Here is a 23299-nt window from a genome sequence, read left to right on the forward strand (position 1 = left end):
GTTATTACGAAAAACTTTTTTAAAGGATTTTTCTATGAAATTAATGATTAAGATAATTTTTTGAACGAAAATTTCTATTCTCAAAACTATTCTTACCTTTGCATTACAAATGAAGTTTTTGCAACACATATTACGTTTACCATTTTTTAGCACTTATTATCGTACAATATTTGCTCGGGTAGACTATGTGTATACTTCGTATTAATTTTGTACGTCAAAAATTTAATCATAATCTACAAGCCCGAGCAGTTTTGCTCGGGCTTTTTTTATTAAAAAAATCATGGAAAATCTAAAAAGTTTAAAAGAAAATGTAGCTATTTTTTTACCTGAAAATGGATTGGAAGAAAAATTAAAATTAGCTGAAAAAGAAAACCGACCATTGCGAATCAAATTAGGTTTTGATCCAACAGCGCCCGATTTGCATCTTGGTCACGCCGTTGTGTTGAAGAAATTGAAAGAATTTCAAGACTTAGGACATCAAATTGTCATTTTGGTTGGGAGTTTTACAGCTCAAATTGGTGATCCGACAGGAAAAAACAAAAGTCGTCAACCGCTGAATGCAGATCAAGTACAGAAAAATGCAGAAACTTATATCAATCAATTGTCAAAAATTATTGATGTAGAAAAGGCTGAAATTGTGTTTAATTCGGATTGGTTAGATCATTTGCCTTTTTCGGATGTTATTCAGTTGTTGTCAAAAGTTACTATTGCACAATTAATGCATAGAAATGATTTTAATAAACGTTTCACAGAAAATACGCCGATTGCAATGCACGAATTGGTTTATCCAATTTTACAAGCTTATGATTCTGTTCAAATAAATGCAGATATTGAAATGGGAGGAACTGATCAATTATTTAATTGTACAATGGGACGCCAATTGCAAGAAACGAATGGAGAAGCTGCTCAGATTGTGATGTGTATGCCACTTTTGAGAGGAACAGATGGAAAAGAAAAGATGAGTAAATCACTGAATAATATTATTGGTTTGACGGATGAGCCTAATGAAATGTTTGGGAAAACGATGTCTATTCCAGATGATTTATTAGAAGAATACATTGCGTTAGCAACTGATTTTTCTATTGAAGAAAAAACAAATCTGAATGAACGATTAAAAACAGATAATCCAATGTTAATTAAGAAATTAGTTGCAAAAAATATTATTACTCAATATCACTCTGATAAAGAAGCTGAGAAATCAGAAGAATTTTTTAATAATCAATTTCAGAAAAGAAATGATGAAGATAGAGTTTTTGAAGCTATTAAAATTAGTTCTTTAAACTTTGAAAATGATAAAATTACATTGTTAGATGTTTGTCATCAATTAAAGAAAGATTTATCTAGAAATGCAATCAGACGTTTGATAGAAAGCGGTGCAGTACAAATTAATGGAGAGAAAAATATGGATGCTTTTGGTAATTTTGTATTAAAAACCGAAACTAAAATTAAAATAGGAAAACGAGATTTCTTCGAGTTGAAGTAATAGTGAAATGATGACTTACGAAATAGTAAGTCATCTTTTTTTATCTACTATTCTCCATTATCTTGAAAAATTTGATCAAAATTTTTATATTTCTTTTTTAAGCGTTGTTTCGATTTTTTGACTGAATCAGCAGAAATTCCTAAGATTTGAGAAATTTCTAAATTGTTCAAGCCTAATTTTAACAAGTAAATAGTTCTCAAATTAGATTCAGTTAAAGATGGGAAATTTTGAGAAAGATACTTTACAAAATCGTTTTGTTCATGGGCAAAAATATTCTTGAAATTACCCCAACTTTCGTCCGTCATCAAATGCGAATCTAAGAGATTAACTAATTCATTATATTGTTTTTCTTTGTTTGTGGCACTTGAATTAGAAATCGAATTGATTTCATTCTTTAATGTAACTATTTGTTTATTCTTTTCAGACAGATAAGTTTTATATGATTCTAAAGTTTGAGCAGTTTTATTTAATTTATTTTCAGACTTAAGTTTATCATTTTGAATAGATAATATTTTATTGTCGTACGTAGAATTTTGTATTTTTATTTTTCTACGATAAGAAATTATTACAACTAAAATGATGATGATTAATAGAAAAGAAATAAGAAATAATGCATTTTTTAGGATGGTTGTTTTTTCTTGTTTTGCTTTTTCTGCTTCATATTTAAAGTTAAAATTCTCTTGTTGAATTTTCCAATTAATTTCATTAATCACATTTTGACCATCTGTTTTTTGCAATTCTAATTCCAATTCATCCAATTTTCTTCGGCAAAGTAACTCCTCATTGATATTATTGTTTTTTAAAGCAATTTCTAATAAGATTTTATAAATATCATATTCAAAACTGTTCAAATAAATTTTTTGAGAAGCATAATCTTTTGCTTCATTCAAAATTATTTTAGCATCATCAATTCGATCTAATTGCAAGTACAATTTTCCCAATTGAATATTAGCATACATTAAATTTCTAGCGTTTTTTAATTTTTTAGAAATTTCAATATCTTTTTTCAAATTATCAATCGCTAAATCGTACTGTTTATTGAGAATATTGATAGACGCAATATCACCTAAAGCTTTTGCATATCGAATTTCATCCTTATTTTGAATTGCATATTCTTTTGTTAACTCGAAGTAATTATTTGCTTTGTTAATATTATTTTTATTCATAAAAACATGACCTATCGCATTCAGAATTGTTCCATATTCATCGTCTTTTTTGTTGGTATATTTTAAAGCTAACAAAAGATATTTTTCACTTTTATCAAATTCTTTTACATTCATAAAGTAAAATGCATTCTTTTTGTAAATATCACTTTTAGAGAAAATATCTTCATCTTTTGTTAAGTCGAGAAGTTTTGATGCTTCCATAAAATATGGATAAGCATTTTGATATTGACTAAAATTATAATAGTAATACCCGAATTGTGTGTTCACCCAAATTTGTAATTCTGGAGAGTTAACATTTTTAGAAACTTTCAATGCAGATTCAAATAACGAATTACTTTTTTTGTTTAATTTATCGTTGGTTTGCGCATAAAGATTAGCTAAATAAACTTGATAAATTGATTTTAGACTTTTTGATAAAAAAGAAGTTGATGAAATGTCTAATTTCTTGAAATTATTTTGCAATTGAATAGAATCTGTCACATTTTTATTCTGTTCGATGATTTTTTCAATAAGAATTCTTTCATCATTTTTATTAATTGAACTAAATGATGATAAAAATAAAAAAGGAAAGAGTAGGAGCGTAAAAAAAATAGAAACTTTCAATATATTATTTTTTCAAATATAGACCGAAAAAATTGTAAATCTTAACAAAAATTCGAATTATTTCGATGATTTAATATGTTTTCAAATATTTGATATTTAATCGAATACGAAATGTCCCCCCAGTTGTCCCCCCCTAAATTGTGTATTTATTTTTTTAATTATCTATTTTTGAATTAAGTATCTCGAAAGATTACTAATCTATCATCAAACTATTAATTAAAAACTTTACACTCTCGACTACTTAAACCTATTTATAAATCCAATTATCGAATTTATCTCCTCTATAATGTTATGTTATGGAGGAGTTATGTTATGGAGGAATTTTTTTTGAATTTTTTTCTTTGTAATTTAGTTTCATATTTTAATTAGAAAAGAACGGATGAGAAAAATAAACTACTCAGTGTTGGATTTGGCTTATGTAAGAGAAGGAGATACATTAAATCAAACGTTCAAAAACACGTTAGATAACGCAAAATTTGTCGACGAAATAGGGTATAGTCGTTATTGGCTATCCGAACATCATAATATGCAAAATGTTGCGAGTGCGGCAACTTCTTTATTAATAGGTTATGTAGCAAATGGAACTTCAAGAATTAAAGTTGGTTCGGGAGGAATCATGTTACCTAATCATACTGCTTTATCTGTTGCAGAACAGTTTGGAACATTAGATGCGCTTTATCCAAATCGTATCGATTTAGGTTTAGGTCGCGCACCAGGAACAGATCAATTAACGGCTTCAATTTTACGTCGTGGCGATAATTTTATGAATTACGATTTCGAAGCTGAAATCAAAAATCTACAAAACTATTTTAGTTTAGATAATAAAGAAAGTAAGGTGCGTGCAATTCCTGGAGAAGGAGCAAATGTGCCGATTTATATTCTAGGATCAAGTACAGATTCGGCTTTTTTGGCAGCTAAATTAGGCTTGCCTTATGCATTTGCAGGACATTTTGCGCCACAACAATTTTATAATGCGGTAGAGATTTATCGCTCTCAATTTCAACCTTCAGAATTTTTGCAAGAACCATATACGATTGCTTGTGTCAATGTAATTGCGGCGAATACAGACGAAGAAGCACATTATTTATCGATGTCGATGTACCAAGGTTTTTTGAATATTATTACAGATAAACGTCAGCCAATTGTTCCGCCAGAAAAAACACAGTTAGAATTAGCTTCGCCTGAGCAAAAATATATGCTAAAAGGAATGACTGCTTTGTCTTTTATTGGAAGTAAAGGTGCTTTGGCGCAGAGTTTTGATGAATTTATTTTTGAATCTAAAATTGATGAAATCATGGTTTCAACAAATGTTTTTGATCAAAAAGCAAAACGAAAATCGTATCAAATTGTAAGTGAATTGTTTCGTTAAATGAAATCAAAGAAATCAATCTCAAAGTTCAAGTATTATTCAATGTTTGTTGATCAATTCAAAGATCAATTGACGATTGTTTTGATGCTAAATCTTGTTCTATTTTTTATTGCAAACCATTGGAGTTACCTTGTTCCAGAAGAGTTTTTGTTTGTAAGTCACAAAGATATTTTTGGCTTATTTAGAGAACAATTTGTGTTGAACGAATTTTTCGAGGTGTTGGCTTATACTTTTTTGGGCGCTTTATTTATCCATTTCGGAACATATAAAATGAATAAAACTTGGATTTTTAGGCTTAATGTGTTGCTTTTAGTAATTGTTTCTACTTATTTTTGGACAATACCTTCGTTGCAAAGTGCTGAGATTGTTTTACAAAAAGGTCATCCTTATTTTATTGCGGCGATTCTTGGTCAAATTCTTTTGTATTTGATTGTCGGAAACGAATTTTTAGGTTCAATCAAAAATAAAAGAAAACAACCCAAAATCAATCATTCTTAGTTATATTTGCCAAAACTTAATTTTTACAAAAATCAAACTATGTACTCATTTGATAAATTTCACGAATTAATTGCCGAAACAATCGATAAAAATCCATTTTCTAAAAATCCAGAAGAATTATACGAACCAATGGATTATATTTTGAATATTGGTGGTAAAAGAATTCGTCCAATTTTGACTTTATTGGGAACTGATTTGTTTGATGGTGAGGTTGAAAAAGCATTGAAACCTTCGTTAGCGATTGAGTTTTTTCATAATTTTTCGTTGATGCACGATGATATTATGGATAATGCCTCATTAAGAAGAAGTAAAGCAACAGTTCACGAAAAATTTGGATTAAATACAGCGATTCTTTCTGGTGATGCGATGTTGGTAAAAGCCTATCAATATTTAGAAGATTTAGAACCAGAATTATTTAAAAGTTCGACAAAATTATTTTCTAAAACTGCTTTAGAAGTTTGTGAAGGACAGCAATTGGACGTGAATTATGAAACAAAATTGAATGTTTCATACGAAGATTACATCAAAATGATTTCTCTAAAAACAAGTGTTTTACTTGGTTGTGCTTTGAAATTAGGTGCAATGATTGGAAATGCTTCGGAAGAGGATTCGGATAAATTGTACCAATATGGTTTGAATTTAGGAATCGCGTATCAATTGAAAGATGATTATTTGGACGTTTTTGGTAGCCTTGAACATTTAGGTAAAAAACACGCTGGAGATATTTTCGAAAATAAGAAAACGATTCTTTACATTTCTGCTTTAGAAGCGGCAAACGAAGAAGAAAAAGAGGAATTATTATATTGGTATAGTTCAAATACAGATAATATCGATAAAGTATATGCGGTAGAAAAATTATTCAGAAAACTGAATGTTAATCGTAAACTATCGACATTAATTAGAGAGTATACAAATAAAGCGCACAGTTATTTGGATCAAATTGATGTTCCAGAAGAACGTAAATCTTATTTGAGAGAATTAAGCGAAGTTTTAATTGATCGACAAGGATAAAAAATGCAATTTCGAACGACTTTTCAAATTCAATCTTCTGATTTTAAGCTCAATCATCAACATAAAATATTGACGATAGGCTCTTGTTTTTCAGATGAAATAGGAAAGCGTTTGACGGATTTAAAGTTTGATGGATTAATTAATCCATTTGGAGTGATTTTTAATTCATATTCTATTCAAAATTTAATCGAAAGAAGCATTCATAAAAAATATTTTACAACAGCAGATGTACATCAAAATGGAGAAGAATTTTTCTGTTTCGATGTACATTCGTCGTTTAATGCGTTGATAAAAGAAGCTGTTCTAGAGGAATTAAATTCGACTTTAGATGAAGTTTATGATTACATTCTTTCTTGTGATGTTGTGATGATTACATTGGGAACATCGTGGATTTATGAATGGAAAACATCTAATCAAGTTGTCGCGAATTGTCATAAAGTTGAGGCAAAACAATTTGAAAAAAGATTATTAACAACAGAAGAAAATTTAAAATCGTTGGAATTAGTTGTTTCAGATTTGAAGAAAATTAATCCAACTATTTGCATTATTACAACAGTTAGTCCTGTTCGTCACACAAAAGATGGAATGGTCGAAAATAATGTAAGTAAAGCGAGATTGTTAGACGCTTTATATCAATTGAGTCTTCAACATAACCAAGTTGAATATTTTCCATCTTATGAATTGGTTTTGGATGATTTGAGAGATTATCGTTTTTTCAAAGAAGATTTGATTCATCCAACAAAACAAGCCGTTGATTATATTTGGGAAAGGTTTTCGGAAACTTATTTCGAACAATCAACGCAAACAATTATTCAAAAAATAAACAAAGTTATTTCAGCGATTAATCATCGTCCTTTTAATGAAGAATCAGACAATCATCAACAATTTTTAGTAAAAACTATAGCATTGATGAATGAATTAGAAAAAGGAAATCAACTTGATTTTTCAGCTGAAAAAGAACTTTTGAAATCAAAAATAAAACATGTTAATTGATACACATACACATCTATATTCGGAGCAATTTGAGAATGATATAGATGAAGTAATTGCGCGAGCAAAGCAAAATGGAGTAGAGCGATTTTATTTGCCAGCAATTGATAAAAGTTACACGGATAGAATGTTGGCATTAGAAAGTAAACATCAAGATTCGATGTTTGCGATGATGGGTTTGCATCCGTGTTCGGTTCATCCAGATACGATAGAAGAGGAGTTGGCTCATGTGCGCGAATGGATTGATAAACGTCCATTTAAGGCGATTGGCGAAATCGGAATCGATTTGTATTGGGAAAAAGAATTTCTACAAACGCAACAAGATGCTTTCAAAACGCAAATTGAATGGGCAAAAGAAAAGAATTTACCAATTGTAATTCATTGCCGTGATGCTTTCAACGAAGTTTTTGAAGTATTAGAAGAAGTGAAAGATGAAAAATTATTCGGAATTTTTCATTGCTTTTCTGGAACAAAAGAAGATGCACAACGCGCAATTGATTTCAATTTGAAATTAGGAATTGGTGGAGTTGTAACCTTCAAAAATGGAAAAATAGATCAATTTTTAGGTGATTTTGATATTAAACATATTGTTCTCGAAACAGATTCACCTTATTTAGCCCCAGTTCCGTTTCGTGGAAAGCGTAATGAAAGTAGTTATTTGACACATGTTTGTGATAAGTTGGTCGATATTTATCATCAAACACCAGCTGAAATTGCAGCAATTACAACAAAAAATGCGTTTGACATTTTCGAACGTTAGGATAAATCAGAATAGAAAAATTATATTTGCAAAAGAAAACCTTTGACAAGATGAAATACAAAAGAATATTACTTAAATTGAGTGGTGAAGCATTAATGGGAGATTTACAATATGGTATTGATCCAAATATGCTGAAACAATATGCGCAACAAATTAGAGAAGTTGCAGAACTTGGTTGCGAAGTGGCAATTGTAATTGGAGGTGGTAATATTTTTAGAGGTGTACAAGGTGTTGCTTCTGGTATGGATCGTGTACAAGGAGATTATATGGGAATGTTAGCAACTGTGATTAACAGTATGGCATTGCAAGGAGCTTTGGAAGATGCTGGCGTTAATACGCGTTTACAAACGGCTATTCGTATGGAGCAAATCGCAGAACCATTTATCAAAAGAAGAGCTACGCGTCATCTAGAAAAAGGTCGTGTCGTAATTTTTGGTGCAGGAACAGGAAATCCATATTTTACAACAGATACAGCAGCGGTTTTGAGAGCAATTGAAACACAAGCTGATGTTATTTTGAAAGGAACTCGTGTTGATGGAATTTATACTGCAGATCCAGAAAAAGATCCAACAGCAGAGAAATTCGAAACAATTTCTTATCAAGAAGTTTACGATAAAAACTTAAAAGTAATGGATATGACAGCTTTTACTTTGAGTGAAGAAAATAATTTACCTATTATTGTATTTGATATGAATACAGATGGTAACTTGAAAAAATTAATTTTAGGAGATAACGTAGGTACTCTAGTAACAAATAAATAAATCCCGAAATGGAAGAATTAGATATTATTTTAGAAACGGCTAAGGAGCAAATGCAGGGAACTGTAAGTCACTTAGAGGTTGCATTCGACAAATTAAGAGCAGGTAAAGCTACTCCTGCAATGTTAAGTTCAGTTCGTGTTGATTACTACGGAAGTTTATCTCCGTTAACTCAAATTGCAAATGTTAATACACCAGATGCAATGACATTGAGCATTCAACCATACGAGAGAAATTTAATTAACGAAATCGAAAAAGCCATCATCAATGCTAATTTAGGTTTTGCACCTTCTAACAATGGAGATACAATTATTATCAGTATTCCTCCAGTAACAGAAGAACGTCGTAAAGAGTTAGTAAAAATGGCCAAATCGGAAATGGAAACTGCAAAAATTTCTCTTCGTAATGCACGCCAAGATGCGAATAAAGCATTGAAAGCTGTAAAAGAAGCTTCTGAAGACATGGTGAAAGATTACGAAACACGTGTACAAGGATTAACAGACAAGTTTTCTAAGAAATTAGAAGAAGCTTTAACGAAAAAAGAAGCTGAAATCATGAAAGTTTAATCTTTCTTGAAAAAAAAATATTTTAAGGCAGCGTTTCGCTGCTTTTTTTATTTATTTGCATAATCAATTTCAAACGATGAAGAATTATATATTCCTGCTAAATTTCTGTATCTCAATTGCCACATTTGCTCAAATTAAAGTAAGAGTATTCGATGCTCAAGACGAATTTCGTTTAACAGGTGCCAATGTTTACAGCGATACCAAACAATTCCTTGGTCAAACAGACGAATTAGGAGAATTGAATATCAATGATTCTGTTCATTTTATTGATGTAATCAAGAATGGATATTTCTCAGAAAGTATTCAGACTGACGGTAAAAAGTTAGTCGAAATTATGATGAAACCTTCTTTCATTAGTTTGGACGAGGTTAGTTTTACGACAAATGATTCTGTTGGTCGTAATTTGATTATCAAAGCAATTCGCAATCAATCCAAAAATACAATCAGAAATGGCGGAAATATTTTCCTAAAATCATACACAAAATTTTGGAGTACCGTAAATAATGATTCGATTCCGTTTATCATTCAACCTCAAAATCACAAAGATTCTGTCAATAATCAATGGAAAAAATTGTTAGACAATAGTCATTTATTTTTGGGAGAACGTGCAATGGATCACAAAGTTTCGAAGCGTTTTGGACTAAAAAATATCGTTCAATCTTCTCGTATTTCTGGAATGCGTTCGCCTTTGTATGAATATTTAGCGATGCAACCAATTGCGTTCAATTTTGATCAAGATAAAATCAATTTTTTCTTCAAAGGAATTATTAATCCAGTGAGTCGCGAAGGTCTTTCGCATTACCGTTATGGTTTCAAAGAAGATATTTTTATTGATGGACGAAAAACGGCTGTTATTAGTTTTTTTCCATCAATCAAAACAGATAAAAGACAAATTAAAGGAACACTTTGGATTGATGATAGAACGTATGCATTAATTAAAATTGAAGCAGAAAATACAATTTCAAATTATGTTGCCGAATTAGAAGCAGATTGGAAATTGAATAATGGAACTTGGATTCCAAATCAACAAAAATATCGCATGGAAGCTGGTAATTTTAAGATTACTGAGAAATTAGCCGACGATGATTTTATTGATAAAAAAGAAAAAATTTGGATTAATCTCGAAACTACTTTCAAGGATATTCAGAATCCAGCGCATTTCAAACGCAACGAATTTTTAGGTTACGAAGACGAAATTTCTTTTCAAAATATGAATGAAAAGAAATGGGACAATGTGATGGAAGATTACCGTGATTCGTCATTATCGAACAAAGAGCGAAATACTTACACGACAATTGATAGTATTGGTGATAAATATAAGTTAGAACGTCAAATGAAATTGACGCGAATCATCAATTCTGGAGGAAAATTATCATTAGGAAAAGTTGATTTAGACTTGACGAAAATCTTAGCTTTCAACGATTACGAAGGTTTTAGACTTGGTGCAGCTTTTAATACAAATGAAAATTGGAGCGATAAATATTCGTTGAATGCATATTCGGCTTATGGTTTCAAAGATGAAACATTCAAGTTTGGATTTGGTGGAGATTATTATGTAAACAAACCTTATTCGGGTCGAATTTTCGCAAAATACTCGCAAGATGTTTCAGCTTCTGGGAAAACGCCAATTTTATTGCAATCGAATTATACACGTCTAATTTCTGGAGCTTTTAGTAATATTTATAACCATGAATATTTTTCATATAAACGTTATTCATTTGGATATGAACAAGATATTTTCAAAAATGTAACCTTCAATATTTCGGCAAATTACGAAAAACAACAAGCAGAATTTGATTATTCTTTCCTGAATAATATAGGTTGGTACGATTTGTATAACACGCAATTAGCGATTCGTTTTGCGCCAAAAGACAAGTTTATCCGTACGCCTTACGGGAAAGTGACGGTGAATAGCGGGAAATCTGTTTTTTATGCAACGTTGACGAAATATTGGGATATTTTCAATTCTGATTATTCTCCACTTCGTTTCAATGTATCTTATTTTGATGTGTTTGATACGCGAGTTGGTAAAACAAATTTTAATATAAATGCGGGTTGGGTTGAAGGAAAAATGCCGTTAATGAATTTATTCGAAGGACAAGGAAATGCAAAACGAAATGACTTTTTGAATTTTGGATTAGGAGGTTTAACGAATTTCGAAACAATGCGTCCAGGTGAATTTTATTCGGATCGATTTGTATCATTTCAGTTGAAACATATTTTTGCTGGAGTTAAAGTTGGAAACAAAATTATTTTCCCACAATTCGTTTACCGTGGAGTTTTGGGTGATATGAAAGATAGAGCAGATCATCAAAATTTAGAGTTCAAAACCTTAAATCATTATTATCACGAAACAGGTGTTGAGGTAAACAATTTAATTTTCAAAACATTTGGATTGGGAGCTTTCTATCGTTTAGGCGCTTATTCAGAAGAAAAATTCCAAGATAATTTCTACTTAAAATTAACTGTAAATTTGAATTTCTTGTAAAATGAAATTGACTTTTCTTATTCTATGTTTAATGATTATTTCTTCTTGTTCAACAAAAATTAGAACTGAATTATCTGATGGAGAATACAAAATAGAACATTTTATAAATGATTCTATAAAACAAGGAAAATCTATAATTTATTTCAGTAATGGGAAGGTTCAACGTATTACTAATTATAGGAATAATGTGATAAATGGTAAAATGAAGTTTTATCACAATAATGGTAATTTAGCAAGTAAGACTATTTTTAAAGATGGAATTGTAAAGGATAAATTTTATAATTTTCATTTAAATGGAAAACCTTATAATACTTATGTTTTTAAAGACAATAAATTATCAGATATAGAAAATTGTTTTGATGGCAATAGCAATAAATTAGATTGTGGAACTTTACATCAAGGAAATGGAACTATAAAACAATATAATTTGAGCGGAAAATTAATCGCTGTTGATTATATGAAAAACGGAAAATATCAAAAGACAGATTCGATTAATTAAACATTTATTATGGATAAAGAATTTGAACTTAAAAAGTATAGAGATTTAGTAGCTGCGACTTTAGATTATTATATTGTTCATCTTGCCTTTAATAATGAAATGAAAGATGAATATTTTTGTTTAAAAACTCAAGCAGAAGAACATTATTCAAAAGGAAAATTAACTATTTTAAAGAGTTGGTTTAAAGATTTAACGTCTGATTTTATTGAAGATAGATATTTTGGTTTTAATGAATATTTGATAAAGACAACCAATTATGAAATTGATATTTTCGAATCATATTTTAAAAGAATCGAAAAGATAATTGAGAAAGATCAAATTAAAACTGATAGTCAATTTTACGAATTAAAAAATTATGTAGATTATTTAATTCAAAATAATAATTCTGATAAAGTTCTTATTCAAAGAATAAATGAAATTCTTTTGCGTTTTGAATCTAAGAATTAGAATAATTTCACTTCAAAAAATAAACTAAAATCAAAAATCCTTTACATTTTCATTGAAATTGTAAAGGATTTTTAGGTTGGTTGAAAAATATTCGCAAAAATTATGCCTATAATTTTTATAACTTTAAATAATAACTAAATTTGTAAGGATAAATTAAAAAATTATGCAATCGTACGGAATTAAAGCCTTATTAGAAAAAGGCAAGGATTTGTTGCTACAGGAAGTAGTTGTAAATGGATGGGTAAGATCGTTCAGAAGTAATCGTTTCATCGCGTTGAATGACGGTTCTACAATTAATAATATTCAAGTAGTAGTAGATTTCGAAAATTTTGACGAATCAATTATAAAACAAATTTCTACAGCGGCTTCTTTACAAGTAAAAGGTGAAGTGGTAGAAAGTGAAGGAGCAGGTCAAGATATTGAAATTGTTGCGAAAGAAATCAAAATTTTAGGAACTGCACCGTCAGAGGATTTAAAAGGAACAATTTTACAACCAAAACAGCACAGTTTAGAGATTTTGCGTGAACAAGCACATTTACGTTTCAGAACTAATGTTTTTGCTGCAACTATGCGTGTTCGTAATGCGTTAATGTTCGGAATTCACAAGTATTTCAACGAAAATGGATTCGTTTACATCAACACACCAATTATTACAGGATCTGATGCTGAAGGAGCAGGAGAGATGTTTCATATCACAAACTTGGATATGGAAAACTTGCCTAAAAATGAAGAAGGAAAAGTAGATTATACACAAGATTTCTTTGGTAAATCGACTAACTTAACGGTTTCTGGACAGTTAGAAGGAGAAACAGCAGCAATGGGATTAGGGAAAATTTATACATTTGGACCTACTTTCCGTGCAGAAAACTCGAATACTTCTCGTCACTTAGCAGAATTCTGGATGATTGAGCCAGAAGTTGCGTTTTTCCGTTTAGATCAAAATATGGATTTGGCAGAAGATTTTATGAAATCTGTTATCACTTATGCAATGGAAACGTGTAAAGATGATTTGAAATTCTTAGCTGAACGTTTTGACAAAGAACAAAAACAAAAACCAGAAGCAGAGCGTTCTGAATTAGGTTTAATTGAGCGTTTAGAATATGTTTTAAATAACAAATTCATTCGTTTAACTTATACAGAAGCAATAGATATCTTAAAAGATTCTAAACCAAATAAAAAAGGTAAATTCAAATATCCAATCGAAGGTTGGGGAGCAGATTTACAATCAGAACACGAACGTTATTTAGTTGAGAAACACTTCAAAACGCCTGTTATTTTATTTGATTATCCAGCAGAAATCAAAGCATTTTACATGCGTATGAATGATGACGGAAAAACAGTTCGTGCAATGGACGTTTTATTCCCTGGAATCGGAGAAATTATCGGAGGTTCTGAGCGTGAAGAACGTTTAGAAGTTTTAGACGAAAAAATGGAAAAATTCGGAATCGATAAAGAAGAATTATGGTGGTACCGAGACACAAGACGTTTCGGTTCTGTGCCACATTCAGGTTTCGGTTTAGGTTTGGAGCGTTTGGTATTATTCGTTACAGGAATGGGTAACATTCGTGACGTAATTCCTTTCCCTAGAACACCGAATAACGCTGAATTTTAATCAAAATATTTTTACGGATTTATGCTTAAAAATTGTAACTTTAAGCTAAATCCGTTTTTTATATAAGCCAAAACCCAAAATATGTTAAAGCAGGAATTAAATTTAAAATTACAACAAAAACTATCGCCACAACAAATCCAATTAATGAAGTTGGTTCAACTTCCTACGGTTGCTTTTGAACAACGCGTAAAGGAAGAGTTGGAAGAAAACCCTGCTTTGGATGATCAATCTTCTGAATATGATGAAGATTACGGAGGAGAGCAGGAAGAATGGGATAATCAGAGTGATGATTTTGGCGACGAACAAGTGATTGATACAAGTGATATCAATATTGATGATTATTTGAGCGATGATGACATCCCAAATTATAAAACGTATACGAATAATTATAGTGATGATGACGAAGATAAATCTGTTCCTTACGCGCAAGGAGAGAGCTTTATCGAGTTTTTGACATCACAATTATATACGAATCGATTAACTTCGGAACAATTTCAAATTGCTGAATTTATCTTAGGAAATATTGACGATGATGGTTATATGCGTCGTGATATTAAATCGTTGGTTGACGATTTAGCATTCTCGCAAAATATTTACACTTCGCCAGAAGAGGTCGAAAATTTGTTGATTAATTATATTCAACGAATGGATCCAGTTGGTGTAGGTGCGCGTGATTTGCAAGAATGTTTATTGATTCAATTAGAAAATAAAAATCAAACAGAAGCAGTAGAGTTAGCAGAAAAATTAATTTCAGAATCGTTTGATGCATTTACGAAAAAACATTATTCGAAATTGATGGCAAAATATGATGCGGATGATGATGAGTTGCGTGATGCAATTTCGGAGATTGAACGTTTGAATCCAAAACCAGGAAAATCATTTTCGAGTAGTAGTAAAATTGTAGAGCAAATAACGCCAGATTTTACGATTCATATCAATGATGGTGATTTAGAATTGTCGTTAAATGGACGTAATGTACCAGAATTGAAAATTTCGAGTGCGTTTGCAGAAATGTTAGATACATATAAGAAAACCGAAAATAAATCGAATCAACAGAAAGAAGCTGTGATGTTTGTCAAACAAAAGTTAGATTCTGCGAAATGGTTTATTGATGCGGTTCAGCAACGCCGTAACACGCTTTTATACACGATGGAAGCGATTATGAAATTTCAAAAAGAATATTTCTTAACAGGAGATGAAACGAAAATCAAACCGATGATTTTGAAAGATATTTCAGACAGAATTGGAATGGATATTTCGACAGTTTCTCGTGTAGCGAATTCTAAATATGTCACAACGCCTTACGGAACATTTTTGATAAAAGATTTGTTCTCAGAATCGTTAACAAATGATGAAGGTGAAGAAGTTTCGACGCGCGAAATTAAACGAATTTTGCAAGATGTAATTGCAGATGAAGACAAACGTAAACCTTTGACAGACGAAAAATTAACTGAAATTTTAAAAGAAAAAGGTTATCCAATTGCTCGTCGTACAATTGCAAAATATCGTGAACAATTAAATATTCCGGTTGCGAGATTGAGAAAAGAAATCTAAAATTTTTAGAAATATATTCAACAAAAAAAAGAGCTTTTTATAAAGCTCTTTTTTTGTTTTTACCCCAAGTTGTCATCCATTCAAAATAATCTTCTTTGTATGAATTATCATTCAATTGCGTAATAATTTTTTGTTGTTTTTCTTTGTTCAAATCATCATCAATTACAGAAAAGTTTAAGAAAATATCTTTACCAATTAATTTAGAAAAGAAATTTTCATTCTTTAATTCTTCTAAAACTTCGATACATTTTTCGTTAATTTTATTCTGAAATTGATAAAACCAATCTTCGTCATCATCGTGTTCATCAACTATTTCTTTGCACATTTGATTGATTTCTTGAAAAGAGTTTTCAGCTCCTAAATAATCATATTTCCATTCAGAAGGCTCGTATTTGTAGTAACAAAAATCGTCTTCATCCGAAACTTTTTCCAAATGTTCTACAGAATTTGCCGAAGGATGAATAGCTATTTTCGAGTCGTTATTGCACAAGGCAAAAGCATAAAGGTCTTGGGAAGGATTTTCGTTATAAATTTTCAAAAAGGCTTGTTTGGTTGATTGCACTAATTTGTTTTTTAATTCATTAAAATCCATTCATTTATATTTTTTTAATCAGTTAAAATTATTTTTTGAAATGTAGTAAAATTCTTTAAATATTAAATCATTGTTAATTTATTTTTTAAAGACAAATTCAATTATTATTCATTTTCTATGTAACTTTTCTGTAATTCACGCGTCATTATAGTAAACAAACCTAATATGTCTAAATTATATATACCAATTTTATTATTTGCCTCGACCTCGATTTTTGCGCAACAACAATATAAAGGAAGCTTGCAATATACGAATCAAATGCCTGTTAGTTTGGCTGATGTGATTATTCTGAAAGATGATCAAATTATTGATGAAATTTCAACTGATGATAAAGGAAGTTTTACAGTTGACTTAGCAGAAGGAAATTATACGTTTCGAATAGAAGAAACTGGAGTTTTGCTTCATACACAAACAATTTTATGTGGACAAAATCAAGATTTAGGCGTCATTATTATTCCAAAAACTGAAAACATTACATTAAATGAAACAGTTGTAAAAAGTCAGAAAAAATTAATTGAAAAGAAAGTTGATCGACTTGTTTTTAATGCAGATTTAGCAGAAGGAGCAAAAGGAGGAGATGCGTTAGATTTGCTAAAATTGGCGCCTCGTGTGAAGGTTGATAATGATGTTGTTTCGATAATTGGTAAAAGTAATTTGCGTGTGATGGTGGACGATCGTTTGTTGGAAATGTCTGGTGATCAATTGACAAATTATTTAAAAACACTTCGAGCTGATGATATCGAGAAAATTGAAGTAATTACAAATCCACCTGCGAAATATCAAGCGATAGGAAATAGTGGAATTCTGAATATTGTACTAAAATCTGGTAAAAAAGACTCGTGGAATGGGAGTTTGTCGTCGTCATTGCAACATTATAACAAACCATATTGGAACAATAGTGCGTCGTTTAATTACCGAAAAAATAAATGGACATTAGTTTCGAATATTTTTGGAGGTTTTGGCGAATATGACGGAATTGGACAATCTGATATTTATTTCACAAAGACTAATGAAGTTTGGACCGAAAGAGAAAAAAATAGTGGAAAAAATAGAAATATTGGCGGAAAATTAGGATTGGATTATAAAGTTTCGGATAAATTGACAACTGGTTTTACGCTTGATTTATATGCAGGAAATCGAAAAGGAACGGGAGGAACGAAAACAACAATAAATAGTTTGGATAAAAATGAATTGTTGAGTTATATTTTGAATGATCGAAATGGGAGCAAAGGCAACACGAAATACAATACACTGAATTATCATGTGATTTATAAAATGGATACAATCGGGAAAAAATTAACCTTTGATTTTGATTGGGTTAATTTTAATAACAATAATACAAGTGTAGCTTCTAACCGATTTTTTGATTCAAATGATCTTGAAAATACAGCAGAATATCAAGGAAATAAAAGTTTGTCTGATCAAAAAGCAAATAATTATAGTTTGAATATTGATATGGAACACCCCGTTAATACTTGGAAATTAAATTATGGTGGACGTTACAGTTGGACGAAAAATAATAGCGATAATTTATTTTACAACACATCTTCTGGAACACCTGTTTATGATGAAAAATTGAGCAATGGCTTTTATTATGACGAAAATATTTTAGCTTTTTATGCGAGTATCGAAAAAGATATTTCAGAAAAATGGTCTGCAAAAATTGGTTTGAGATACGAAAATACTGATGCAAAAGGTTTTTCTCCGCAAGAAAATCAACATGATACCTATAAATATGATGGGCTATTTCCAACGGCTTATTTGATGTATAAACCAGCTGAAAATCATTCGTTAAGTATAAATGTTGGGCGACGTATTGATCGACCTTTTATGGGACAATTGAATCCGTTCCGTACCATTTATTCTCCTTATTCTTTTGCAGAAGGAAATCCGAAGTTAAAACCTTCTTATTCGTATAATTATGAGTTAGAATATGCATACAAAGATTTGGCAATTACAACATTATATTATAGAAATTCTACGGATGAAATCAATCAAATTGTGGTTGTAAATCCAACAGAAAATACACAAAATTGGATTCCATATAATTATGCTGATTCGGAGAGTTTTGGGATTAGTGAAAATCTAAATTTCAAGCTTGTAAAATGGTGGAAAGTCAATGGAGCGATTGATTTGTATTACAAAAAAACGAAAGGAATTATTCCAGAATATAATTATGTATTGGATGGATTTAATGGAGAATTTCGTTTGACAAATAATTTAGAATTGAATAAATCGAAAACATTATTATTTAATCATACTACAAATTATACAACAAAAACAATTGATGCGATGTCAAGGAGTCGCGCTAATTGGAGTACGGCGTTAGGTTTGAGAGCGTTATTTTTGGATAAAAAATTCGAAGTTTCGTTTAATGTAAATAATGTATTTAAAGATAGAGCTTGGCAAGATCAAAGTTTTAGTAACGATACAAAATTTGTTTATACAGGACAATCCGCTCGTTATTATCGTGTTGGAATTCGATACAATTTCGGAAAATCATTTACGATAGAACAATCAAAAAGTAGTTCGGAAAAAGGAAGGTTATAATTTTTAAAACTAAACCCCAATATTGATTAAAATATTGGGGTTTAGTTTTATTTGAAAATTAATACGTAATTTTCTCTGGTTCAGGGAAAATATCTTGACTTTTTATACTAAAATTCTTATCTGTTTTTAATAGCTTCAAATTATCAATAGATTTTAATATTAATTGTTTCAATTGATTTAATTCTTCTGGAGGCATTTTGTTAGAAACGAAAATAGATTTTTCAGTATCATCCTTTTTTAAATATATTCTATAAATAAATCCATCAACAATAATTTTATTTTGGTAAACTGAATCATAGTTATATAGATTAATATTTGCAATTGCTTTATTAATATTATCTCGATCAGTTTTATTTAAAATTGCATAATAATCCTTGTGATAATATGGATTTTTTAATTCGAAATCTTCATAATATTTTCTAATAAATACAGTGTCACTATTAGTTAATTTGATTGAATTATAAACTTGAAAAAAATTACTATATGTTATATCAAATTCATCAAAAGAATTATTTTTATCAGCACAACTTTGACATAGATAATATAATAATAGTAATGTAATCTTTTTCATAGATATTCATATTATTATTTCTTTTCCATTTTATAGAACAATAAAATCACAAAACTAATCGCAAACGAAACGCCCATTGCAAGTGCAGAAGCTTTCATTCCGCCAGAATATTCAATCAATAATCCATAAATAACTAAACCTAAAAATAAGGCAAATTTTTCGAACACATCATAAAAACTAAAATAGGTTGTTGTGTCTTCTGTTTCTGGTAATAATTTAGCGTATGTAGAACGTGATAAAGCTTGCAAGCCTCCCATTACAAGACCAACCATTGCAGCCATTACGTAAAATTGAGTTTTTACATTCGGATCATTTTTATTAATCAAATAACCAATAATACATGTAATAATCCAGATAAAAATCCCGATTAATAAGGTTTTCTTATTTCCTATTTTTCCTGATAGAAAAGAGAATAACCATGCACCTAAAACAGCTTCAATTTGAATTAATAAAATGGTCATAATCAATTCTGAAGATTCCATTCCTATTTCTGAACTTCCAAACATTGCCGCCATCAAAAAGATAGTTTGCATTGCTAAACTGTAAAAGAAAAATCCAGCCAAAAAAACACGAATATTTTTGTATTGATTCAGATCTTTGAAGGTATGTTTTAAATTTCTAAAACTCGATTTGATAATGTCTTTCGGAATTTCGCGATCATATTTGTGATTTGGTAATTTGCTTAATGCAATTTGTCCAAATCCTAACCACCAAATCCCTGTTAATAAGAAACTTATTCGGGTAAACAATCCTTGTTTTTCTGCTGGTGCAAATTGTATCATTGCCAAACAAATCGTCAATAAAAGAACAGAACCAATGTAGCCAAACATATAACCTTGCGCCGAAACTTTGTCCATTTTTTCGTCCGAAACAATTTCTGGTAAATAGGCGTTGTAAAAAACTAAACTTCCCCAAAAACCTATGCTTGCGGTGATATTGAGTAATAAAGCTAACCAAACTAAATCGCTTGATGTGAAGAAAAACATTCCGATACATGAGAACGATCCTAAATAACAAAAAAAGCGAAGAAATTTGATTTTATTTCCGATTAAATCTGCAATTGAAGATAAAACAGGCGACAAAACAATCACAAAAAAGAAAGCAATTGCCAATGAAAAATTGAATGCGGATTCTGGTAATAACCCTAAAAATTTGATCGGTTGATCGTTCGCATCATAGGTCATTAAAGTATAATAAACCGGAAAAATAGCAGAGGCAATAACTAAAGAATGAACAGAATTTGCCCAATCGTAAGAAATCCAAGCTCGTATTAGTTTGGGATTATCTTTTGTATTCATAAATTATTTATAGTAATGTTGGCTAAACTTAAGAATAATTTATTAAAAATAATGTTTCGTAAAAATTAATTGTTCAATCTTCTATTCTTTCAGTTCAAATTTGGTTAGTTTATTGCCTTTGTAACAATAAAATTCATAACTATCTTCTCCAATTCTGAATACTTTTTCGAGATGAATTTTATCGTAATTAGGTAGAATATCATTGTATTTCTTTAATAAATTTTCAGGTAATTCATTCGGTTGAATTGGACGTTCAATCTCAAATTCACCATCTAACGAATATTCCATCACAAAATCACTGTTTCGCCATTTCAAAGTTGTTTCATTTTCGTCACCTTTACTTGTTGTTGTAAGTTGAACTTTATCTTCTTGAATGATTTTTTGAGAACTTGTATAAAAAAGTGTAATTCCAGAAATAACCATTGCCGCATAGCCAACTTTTCTGAAAATAAAATCGCTAAAATAAGGTAAAATATATTTGACCGTATAAGAAGAAATAATTGAGGCAACTGCAATCGTCAATCCAAGTAATAAAGCGTTTTTTGAGTATAAACCAAGAACAATATAAATGATTAATTTTATGATATGAAGTATAATTTCGTTGGCAGCTCGTGTTGCAATAATTTCTTCTTTTGTTAATCCATATTTTAAATAAAATCTATTGAACAATAAACCAATTGCACCTGTTATTCCAGATACAAATCCAGCTAAAAAACCAACAATAGCTAAAATATATTTTGGCGAAGGTTTCTCTTCATTGTCTTGTTGTTTTTTGTTTAGAAATAATTGTGGAACATTTGAAATTAATAATACAGCTACAATAATTTGCAAATAAATTGGGTTGATAAATTTGATTAAATAAGCACCCATTAAAACTGCTGGAATTGAAAATGGAACGAACCAAAAGAAGATTTTCCAATGTACAGATTTTTTGAAAGCCGCTATTCGAGAGGCAGAACTTGTAAATGTTCCGATTGTTAATGAAAAAGGGACTAGAGAAGTCGGAATAATAAGATTGAGTATTGGAATTAAGATTAAACTTGCGCCACCGCCACAAATTGCACTTATCCAAAATGCTAAAATTGCTCCAATAAATAGGAGAAAAATAGTAAAAATCATGATCAGAAATTTTATTCTGATACAAAAATAGGGCGATGATTTTAGAAATAAACGCTTAAAGATTTATCTTAAGTAAAACTTAAGAATAGGTAAATCTTAATTGAAAAAGATGATTTTTGGGATAAATTGTTTGCGAAATCTGTTGAAAATTGTTTTTCAATAAAGCTTTAGACGATGCGATATTTTCTTTTTTCACCCAAGCTTCAATCAGCATATATTTTCTCGATTTCAATTCTTTCGAAATCAGATTGATAATTCGTGTTGCATAACCTTTGTTCCAAAATTGTTCATCAATGGAATAGCCAATTATTGCTTTGTCGTGAGCAGGTTGAAACATCACAGTACCAATCAAGGTTTCAGAAGATTTTTCGATAACAGCAAAACGAAATTCATATCCAGAATTCTTTTTTTCTTTATTTCTTTCCAGCATTTTGTACGAATCTTCGATCGTTTTCATTGGTGCGGTTTCGCGATATTTCATGGCTTCTGCATTCGAATAAATTTCGAAAAGTCTAGCTACATCAGTGTCTAAAAGCTCTCTGAAATAAATTAATTTGTCTTCCATATTTGGGTTTTAAGAATTTGCTTGACGTTCTAATTTTTCAATCAATAAAGCTTTAGCGTTTGTAAGCGCATAATCTTTTGCTTCGGCAAATGAAACGTTATATTGTCGTTTAAGTGATTGAATATCTTTTGGTAATTCGTTTAAAAGTTTGTCGTAATAAACATCTAACATTTCGGAAGTTGGCATTTTGAAATCAATTTTTAATTGAAACCTTCTCAACAATGCGACATCAATAATATGTGGGTGATTTGTTGCGGCAATTAACAATGAATTCTGTGGTAAATAATCAATTAATTGAATTACCGTATTCACCAAACGACGCATTTCGCCAACATCTTTGTCGTTATTTCCACGCGCTTTTCCAATTTGGTCAAACTCATCCAAAAATAGAATCGCTTTTTCACGAGCAGCTTTATCAAAAAGCATTCTAATATTTTGCGAAGTTTCACCAATTCTTGACGAAACAATATTGCTTAAATTCAGAATCAATATAGGTTTTCCGATTTCATTTGCAATTGCTTTTGCAGTTGTTGTTTTTCCACAACCCGAAAATCCATGCAACAAAATTTTATTATTGACAGGCAAATTATATTTACTCAATTCCTCTATATATCGATGTTCTTTGATCAGTTGTTTTACTTGCGCAAGATTTTGATCATCCAAAAAAACATCATTCAAAGAAATTTCTTCTTTATCGTCAACAATTAAATCGTAAATATTCATATCAATTTTACTTCAAGACTCAAAATTAAACTATTTTAATCCGAAAGCCGATTTTTAGCACAAAAAAAGCTTCAGAA

Annotated in this window: 21 protein-coding genes; 14 read left to right on the top strand and 7 right to left on the bottom strand. The window is 30.2% G+C overall.

Going from position 1 to position 23299, the window contains the following annotated elements:
* Positions 1-280 precede the first annotated feature (280 nt).
* Positions 281-1483: a tyrosine--tRNA ligase gene (tyrS, locus tag B4A23_RS10440; RefSeq protein ID WP_291119707.1), complete on the top strand. Its 1203-nt coding sequence runs from the start codon at positions 281-283 to the stop codon at positions 1481-1483.
* Positions 1484-1530: 47 nt separating this feature from the next.
* On the opposite strand, the gene B4A23_RS10445 is transcribed toward tyrS, so the two are convergent.
* Positions 1531-3252 (bottom strand): transcriptional regulator, encoded by a 1722-nt coding sequence (locus B4A23_RS10445; protein WP_291119710.1) that lies wholly within the window; start codon positions 3250-3252, stop codon positions 1531-1533.
* Between the two features lie 379 nt (positions 3253-3631).
* On the opposite strand from B4A23_RS10445, the gene B4A23_RS10450 reads away from it, so the two are divergent.
* From B4A23_RS10450 to rpoN, 12 genes are all read left to right on the top strand, one after another.
* Positions 3632-4621, top strand: coding sequence for an LLM class flavin-dependent oxidoreductase (locus tag B4A23_RS10450; RefSeq protein ID WP_286475202.1), 990 nt, complete (start codon positions 3632-3634; stop codon positions 4619-4621).
* Positions 4622-5119, top strand: a complete 498-nt coding sequence (locus B4A23_RS10455; RefSeq protein ID WP_291119712.1) for a hypothetical protein — start codon at positions 4622-4624, stop codon at positions 5117-5119.
* Between the two features lie 39 nt (positions 5120-5158).
* On the top strand, positions 5159-6130 hold the full coding sequence (locus B4A23_RS10460; protein WP_280051162.1) for a polyprenyl synthetase family protein: 972 nt from the start codon (positions 5159-5161) through the stop codon (positions 6128-6130).
* Between the two features lie 3 nt (positions 6131-6133).
* Positions 6134-7123, top strand: coding sequence for a GSCFA domain-containing protein (locus B4A23_RS10465; RefSeq protein WP_286512069.1), 990 nt, complete (start codon positions 6134-6136; stop codon positions 7121-7123).
* Positions 7113-7880: a TatD family hydrolase gene (locus tag B4A23_RS10470; RefSeq protein WP_286512068.1), complete on the top strand. Its 768-nt coding sequence runs from the start codon at positions 7113-7115 to the stop codon at positions 7878-7880. The genes B4A23_RS10465 and B4A23_RS10470 overlap by 11 nt, the downstream gene beginning before the upstream one ends.
* A gap of 50 nt (positions 7881-7930) precedes the next feature.
* Positions 7931-8641, top strand: a complete 711-nt coding sequence (pyrH, locus tag B4A23_RS10475; protein WP_115000992.1) for a UMP kinase — start codon at positions 7931-7933, stop codon at positions 8639-8641.
* 8 nt (positions 8642-8649) lie between these two features.
* Positions 8650-9204: a ribosome recycling factor gene (frr, locus tag B4A23_RS10480; RefSeq protein WP_286485669.1), complete on the top strand. Its 555-nt coding sequence runs from the start codon at positions 8650-8652 to the stop codon at positions 9202-9204.
* 76 nt (positions 9205-9280) lie between these two features.
* Entirely contained in the window at positions 9281-11692 is a 2412-nt protein-coding gene (locus tag B4A23_RS10485) for a DUF5686 family protein (protein ID WP_291119719.1), read from the top strand.
* A gap of 1 nt (position 11693) precedes the next feature.
* On the top strand, positions 11694-12191 hold the full coding sequence (locus B4A23_RS10490) for a toxin-antitoxin system YwqK family antitoxin (protein ID WP_291119722.1): 498 nt from the start codon (positions 11694-11696) through the stop codon (positions 12189-12191).
* Positions 12192-12200: 9 nt separating this feature from the next.
* The gene (locus tag B4A23_RS10495; protein WP_291119724.1) at positions 12201-12638 is read left to right on the top strand and encodes a hypothetical protein; all 438 of its coding nucleotides are present in this window, start codon (positions 12201-12203) and stop codon (positions 12636-12638) included.
* 163 nt (positions 12639-12801) lie between these two features.
* Entirely contained in the window at positions 12802-14250 is a 1449-nt protein-coding gene (asnS, locus tag B4A23_RS10500) for an asparagine--tRNA ligase (protein WP_291119727.1), read from the top strand.
* Positions 14251-14331: 81 nt separating this feature from the next.
* Positions 14332-15804, top strand: a complete 1473-nt coding sequence (rpoN, locus tag B4A23_RS10505; protein WP_115000980.1) for an RNA polymerase factor sigma-54 — start codon at positions 14332-14334, stop codon at positions 15802-15804.
* A 37-nt stretch (positions 15805-15841) separates the two neighbouring features.
* Here rpoN and B4A23_RS10510 read toward each other — a convergent pair whose 3' ends face one another.
* Positions 15842-16396, bottom strand: a complete 555-nt coding sequence (locus B4A23_RS10510) for a DUF4303 domain-containing protein (RefSeq protein WP_084106915.1) — start codon at positions 16394-16396, stop codon at positions 15842-15844.
* A 165-nt stretch (positions 16397-16561) separates the two neighbouring features.
* Here B4A23_RS10510 and B4A23_RS10515 point away from each other — a divergent pair, with 165 nt between their 5' ends.
* The gene (locus B4A23_RS10515) at positions 16562-18946 is read left to right on the top strand and encodes an outer membrane beta-barrel family protein (protein ID WP_291119730.1); all 2385 of its coding nucleotides are present in this window, start codon (positions 16562-16564) and stop codon (positions 18944-18946) included.
* A 58-nt stretch (positions 18947-19004) separates the two neighbouring features.
* On the opposite strand, the gene B4A23_RS10520 is transcribed toward B4A23_RS10515, so the two are convergent.
* The 5 genes from B4A23_RS10520 to B4A23_RS10540 form a co-directional block, all read right to left on the bottom strand.
* Positions 19005-19517, bottom strand: coding sequence for a hypothetical protein (locus B4A23_RS10520; protein WP_291119732.1), 513 nt, complete (start codon positions 19515-19517; stop codon positions 19005-19007).
* A gap of 14 nt (positions 19518-19531) precedes the next feature.
* Positions 19532-20815: an MFS transporter gene (locus B4A23_RS10525; RefSeq protein ID WP_291119734.1), complete on the bottom strand. Its 1284-nt coding sequence runs from the start codon at positions 20813-20815 to the stop codon at positions 19532-19534.
* Positions 20816-20896: 81 nt separating this feature from the next.
* The gene (locus tag B4A23_RS10530) at positions 20897-21934 is read right to left on the bottom strand and encodes a sulfite exporter TauE/SafE family protein (RefSeq protein ID WP_291119737.1); all 1038 of its coding nucleotides are present in this window, start codon (positions 21932-21934) and stop codon (positions 20897-20899) included.
* Between the two features lie 79 nt (positions 21935-22013).
* A complete protein-coding gene (locus B4A23_RS10535) occupies positions 22014-22499 on the bottom strand; it encodes a GNAT family N-acetyltransferase (RefSeq protein ID WP_291119740.1) in 486 nt (161 codons plus the stop codon).
* A gap of 9 nt (positions 22500-22508) precedes the next feature.
* Positions 22509-23222, bottom strand: coding sequence for an AAA family ATPase (locus B4A23_RS10540; RefSeq protein ID WP_291119743.1), 714 nt, complete (start codon positions 23220-23222; stop codon positions 22509-22511).
* Between the last annotated feature and the right edge of the window lie 77 nt (positions 23223-23299).

The sequence above is a fragment of the Empedobacter sp. UBA7248 genome (assembly GCF_002472945.1).
Lineage (GTDB): Bacteria > Bacteroidota > Bacteroidia > Flavobacteriales > Weeksellaceae > Empedobacter > Empedobacter falsenii_C.

Coding starts and splice junctions, on each gene's coding strand:
- tyrS (WP_291119707.1), top strand. CDS start 281: ATGGAAAATCTAAAAAGTTTAAAAGAAAATGTAGCTATTTTTTTACCT.
- B4A23_RS10450 (WP_286475202.1), top strand. CDS start 3,632: ATGAGAAAAATAAACTACTCAGTGTTGGATTTGGCTTATGTAAGAGAA.
- B4A23_RS10455 (WP_291119712.1), top strand. CDS start 4,622: ATGAAATCAAAGAAATCAATCTCAAAGTTCAAGTATTATTCAATGTTT.
- B4A23_RS10460 (WP_280051162.1), top strand. CDS start 5,159: ATGTACTCATTTGATAAATTTCACGAATTAATTGCCGAAACAATCGAT.
- B4A23_RS10465 (WP_286512069.1), top strand. CDS start 6,134: ATGCAATTTCGAACGACTTTTCAAATTCAATCTTCTGATTTTAAGCTC.
- B4A23_RS10470 (WP_286512068.1), top strand. CDS start 7,113: ATGTTAATTGATACACATACACATCTATATTCGGAGCAATTTGAGAAT.
- pyrH (WP_115000992.1), top strand. CDS start 7,931: ATGAAATACAAAAGAATATTACTTAAATTGAGTGGTGAAGCATTAATG.
- frr (WP_286485669.1), top strand. CDS start 8,650: ATGGAAGAATTAGATATTATTTTAGAAACGGCTAAGGAGCAAATGCAG.
- B4A23_RS10485 (WP_291119719.1), top strand. CDS start 9,281: ATGAAGAATTATATATTCCTGCTAAATTTCTGTATCTCAATTGCCACA.
- B4A23_RS10490 (WP_291119722.1), top strand. CDS start 11,694: ATGAAATTGACTTTTCTTATTCTATGTTTAATGATTATTTCTTCTTGT.
- B4A23_RS10495 (WP_291119724.1), top strand. CDS start 12,201: ATGGATAAAGAATTTGAACTTAAAAAGTATAGAGATTTAGTAGCTGCG.
- asnS (WP_291119727.1), top strand. CDS start 12,802: ATGCAATCGTACGGAATTAAAGCCTTATTAGAAAAAGGCAAGGATTTG.
- rpoN (WP_115000980.1), top strand. CDS start 14,332: ATGTTAAAGCAGGAATTAAATTTAAAATTACAACAAAAACTATCGCCA.
- B4A23_RS10510 (WP_084106915.1), bottom strand. CDS start 16,396: ATGGATTTTAATGAATTAAAAAACAAATTAGTGCAATCAACCAAACAA.
- B4A23_RS10515 (WP_291119730.1), top strand. CDS start 16,562: ATGTCTAAATTATATATACCAATTTTATTATTTGCCTCGACCTCGATT.
- B4A23_RS10520 (WP_291119732.1), bottom strand. CDS start 19,517: ATGAAAAAGATTACATTACTATTATTATATTATCTATGTCAAAGTTGT.
- B4A23_RS10525 (WP_291119734.1), bottom strand. CDS start 20,815: ATGAATACAAAAGATAATCCCAAACTAATACGAGCTTGGATTTCTTAC.
- B4A23_RS10530 (WP_291119737.1), bottom strand. CDS start 21,934: ATGATTTTTACTATTTTTCTCCTATTTATTGGAGCAATTTTAGCATTT.
- B4A23_RS10535 (WP_291119740.1), bottom strand. CDS start 22,499: ATGGAAGACAAATTAATTTATTTCAGAGAGCTTTTAGACACTGATGTA.
- B4A23_RS10540 (WP_291119743.1), bottom strand. CDS start 23,222: ATGAATATTTACGATTTAATTGTTGACGATAAAGAAGAAATTTCTTTG.